Annotated in this window: 4 protein-coding genes; 2 read left to right on the plus strand and 2 right to left on the minus strand. The window is 65.4% G+C overall.

Translation table 11 applies throughout. The features are described from left to right. The coding region (locus ACFWPJ_RS27090; RefSeq protein WP_378855449.1) for a hypothetical protein at positions 1-207 on the minus strand (207 nt) is incomplete at its 3' end. 291 nt (positions 208-498) lie between these two features. Here ACFWPJ_RS27090 and ACFWPJ_RS27095 point away from each other — a divergent pair. After that, a complete protein-coding gene (locus tag ACFWPJ_RS27095) occupies positions 499-1,713 on the plus strand; it encodes a PucR family transcriptional regulator (RefSeq protein WP_378855451.1) in 1,215 nt (404 codons plus the stop codon). A gap of 30 nt (positions 1,714-1,743) precedes the next feature. Here ACFWPJ_RS27095 and ACFWPJ_RS27100 read toward each other — a convergent pair whose 3' ends face one another. Next, positions 1,744-2,853 carry an LLM class flavin-dependent oxidoreductase gene (locus tag ACFWPJ_RS27100; RefSeq protein WP_378855453.1) on the minus strand — a complete coding sequence of 370 codons (1,110 nt, stop codon included), beginning with the start codon at positions 2,851-2,853 and terminating at the stop codon, positions 1,744-1,746. Between the two features lie 228 nt (positions 2,854-3,081). On the opposite strand from ACFWPJ_RS27100, the gene ACFWPJ_RS27105 reads away from it, so the two are divergent. Beyond that, entirely contained in the window at positions 3,082-3,393 is a 312-nt protein-coding gene (locus ACFWPJ_RS27105) for a hypothetical protein (RefSeq protein WP_378855455.1), read from the plus strand. The last annotated feature ends 452 nt before the right edge of the window (positions 3,394-3,845 follow it).

Below are 3,845 nucleotides of genomic sequence, written 5' to 3' on the forward strand. Positions count from 1 at the left end.
CCGCACCACCCTCACCCGCCCCCCCCCCGCCCCCGACCCGCCGCGAGCGTGGTAGGCGAGCCCGCGCGCCCCACCGCTTTCGGGGGAGAAGGTGATCGCGATCGCGTCGGCCGCGGTGTCGACGGCAGCGGTCAGCAGCTGAGCGAAGAGGGGAGTGCTCGCCTTGCGGTTGCCCCGACCTCGCGATGCACGACGCACTTCACCCATCCGAGTACTACATCCTTCACACGTCCGGCCCACATCTCTGCGATGACCCACGAACCCTGTCGGATTCTGGGCCTACCGGGTGGTGGACCAGTGTCGAACAAGCAAGAAGGAGTCGATATCGGGGCGTTCGGCGACCATGACACCACACGGCACGCTGCCACGACCACACAATCGGCGCGCACACCGACGTCAAGCGCACTCTGCCGACAAAATTTGTGCGCATGGCACAATATCGCCGACGGTTTTTGTTCAACGGACGGAGCGCCACCCGTGGCGGCATACGGATCACTGGTGTGGGTCGGACAGGCCCTGGGTCCACTGACCGTATCGATCACCGACGACCTCATCCGGGTGACCGAGCAGATGATCCCGGTCACCGACATCGCCTTCGACCTCGCCGAGATGCGGGCCGCCAGCATCGCCGAGAACATCGCCCTCGTGCAGTACGTCCTGGCCAACAATATCGATCCGGCCACCGTCGCCCCACCTGCGGGCGCCGCGGCCTACGTCCAGCGCCTCGCCCGGCGCGGTGTGCCGCTGACCGTGCTCCTGCGCGCCTACGGACTGGGCCAATATCAGCTGCTGGACGCGGCCATCGGTTTGATCCTCGCCGTGCCGAGCACCGACCAGGCCGCCCGGATCGCGGAGCTCCTCAAATTCGCAGGTACATACCTGGACCGCCTCAACTCCTCGATGGGCCGGATCTACGAGACCGAACGCGATCGCTGGCTCAGCAGCCGCCAAGCGGCCCGGCAGCAGTGGATCACCAGGCTCCTCGACGACGGCGACGGCGACGTCGACCGCCCCGCGGCCGAAGCGGCGCTGGGCTACCGCCTCGACCGACAGCACCTCGCGGCCGAGGTATGGACACTGCCAGGCGCCACCAGTACGGATACCGTGCGCGTGCTCGAGCAGACACGCCAGCTGATCGCCGCGGCCGTCCCCGGCGGCGGCACCGACATCGTCGCGACCACCGGCGACCGCGACATGCGGCTGTGGCTCCCCGCCGAAGACTTCTCGCTGGACCGGCTCACCGAGCAGATCAAAGCCTCCGGCCTACCCGTGCGCGTCGCCTTCGGATCCGTCGGCGGGGGAGTACCGGGATTCCGGCGTACAGCCCGAAGCGCTGCGCGGGCGAAGGCATTGGCCGTGTCCGCCGGGCAGGCCGCACCCACCGTCATCGATTTCGACGCCGTCGCCCCTTTCGCGCTCCTGGCCGACGAACCGGACGAACTCGCCGATCTGGTCCACCGCGTCCTCGGACCACTGGCAGTCGACAACGCGAAGACAGAACTTCTGCGCCACACCCTGGAAGTGTTCCTCGCCGAAAGCGGCAGCTATTCACGCACCGCCCGGGTACTCCAAGTCCACCGCAACACCGTCCAATACCGCGTCCAGCAACTCACCGGCCGATACGGAATCGCTGTTGACACAGACAACTTCGAGCTCCGCTTCGCCCTCGGGGTGTGCCGCTGGTACCGGCACGTGCTCACCGCACCGATCTGAGTCCGCGCGGTTTGTGCCCGCCGCACAGACTCACAGCCGACGAAGCCCGCGCAGGACCTGCAGGAACGGAACCGACGCACCCAGACCTGTCCGCAAACTCGGATGCATGGGACTCATATTCATGGCCACCGCATACCGCACACCATGGTGACGGCGCTCGGCCATCTGCTCCAGAATCTCGGAGGGCGTGCCGACGACGAAGATCTCGCGTACCAGCGAGGGCGGCACCAGCTTTGCGTAGGCGAGCGCGGTTTCCTCGTCGATGGTCTGGGGGAGTAGGTCCTGGAGACCACTGAACGTCGGACCTAGCGGATGCTCGACGCCATGCCGCCTCCACACACCGGCCGGCGCGACCAGAGACATCGCCCGCGGCACCACAGCTCCCATCAACTCCTCGACTTCGGCCGGACCGCGGCCGACCAGCATCCAGAAGTAAGCAGCCGGCAGGATCGCCGACGGGTCACGCCCGGCATCCGACGCGGCGCTCCGCACGAGATCGAGCTTCTCCGCGTATTCCTTCGGCAGCTGCGGAAACGCGGGGAACCAGGCGTCGCCATACTGCCCGGTGGCCCGCAACATCCGAGGTCCGTGCGCACCGATCCAGATCTCGGGCCGAGTGCCCTTGTACGGCGGAACGTCGAAGACGGCGTCACGAAGAGGGAAGTACTCCGACTCCCGGCTGACCGGTTCTCCGCCGGAATCCCACAGGAACCGGATCGTGGCCACAGCCTCCACGAATCGCGCGACCGGCTTCGACCAGTCCACCCCGTACGGCTCGTTCCCCTCCCGCTCACCCGGCCCGATCCCGAGAATCGCCCGACCACGGCTCAACAAGTGCAGCGTCGCCGCCGCCTGCGCGGTCACCGCCGGATTCCGGCGGCCCGCGTCGGTAACCGCAACACCGAGCCGCTTACGGGCGAGACGATTCCGAGCAGCGAGGTAGCCAAGCGCCGTCCACGGCTCGTAAAACGCGTTGGCCTTGTTCGCGAGCCGCGCACCGCCGACATACTTCGACTTCCAGATCGATGCAGGAAGAGCCGCGATCAGATGATCGGGCATCCACAGCGAGTCGCAACCCGCGGCCATCGCGAGCATCTGACTATTTCGCAGCAAGAAGTCGGGAAGGAAGCGCGGCACCATTCCAGGGTCCGCCAAACCGGTACGAAACCCATGAGTCACCCATTCATTGTGCGACGAAGTCGACCTGCTGGGGTAGATGCATATCCGACCGTTGCCGGTAACCCTGCATGTTCGATTCGTGCATATGCGGCCGGATCTGCCGGAGTTGGCAGGCGTAGAGTTGGTAACCCGAAGCGGAAGGAGTTGACGATGTCCATACGCGCCAGACCAGCGATACTCCGGACTGCCGTGATCGCTGTGGCCGTGGGTGCCGCCACGCTCTTTGGCACGGTCGGTCAAGCATTCGCCGATGTCGAACCCGGCGCCTACACGTCCACGACGTGGTCTTCTGGCATCGTGCTCCTGCAACGCGACGCGCGAGTCGAGGGTGGGGACCTGGTCTTGATTGGGCGTTACCCCATTCATTCGACGCCCGAAGGTGGTTACGTGGACATATTTCCCGGCCACCGAGTCGTACTGATCAGCGACGGACGTGGCGGGTACGAGGGCCCGGCGTATTTGGGTGGAGTGGTGGTCGGCTCCATCACGCTGACGCCCTGACGCTGACCGATCGATCGCCAATCTCTGATGTGGGGTAGGGGTCGCGCTTCCTTGACTGATGCTGCATGCAGGGTTTACTTGACATAATGTGCATTATCGGCGTTTGAACGCGGGCGGTCGGGTGGGATTTTTGAGGATGTTGTTGCAGTGTGTGCTGTGTTGCATTGTGTGCCAATCGCTGTCGCGTCGGCGCTGGGTGTCCGCTGACCGTGTTGCGTGCGCGACCGTTCGCTGTTCGCCGGCGCTTCGGCAATGTGCTGGTGAATTCAGCGATTCTTGGCTCCAGGCCATTTGATGACCATTCCTGCTGAATGTCCGTATCAGCCCAGTCCTTGGCCTGGAAATGCACACGAATTATCGGATCCGAAGAATCGGAAGTGCGAGTTCGGCACTCCCCCTCCACGTACCCACTCGCCCGCGGGGGGGGGGGGGGGGAGGTGTGGGTCGGTGCT

Source organism: Nocardia sp. NPDC058497 (assembly GCF_042720195.1).
Taxonomy (GTDB): domain Bacteria; phylum Actinomycetota; class Actinomycetes; order Mycobacteriales; family Mycobacteriaceae; genus Nocardia.

What these genes read in the sequence shown, in the direction of transcription:
- ACFWPJ_RS27100 (WP_378855453.1), bottom strand. Translation starts at nt 2,853, where the DNA reads ATGGTGCCGCGCTTCCTTCCCGACTTCTTGCTGCGAAATAGTCAGATG.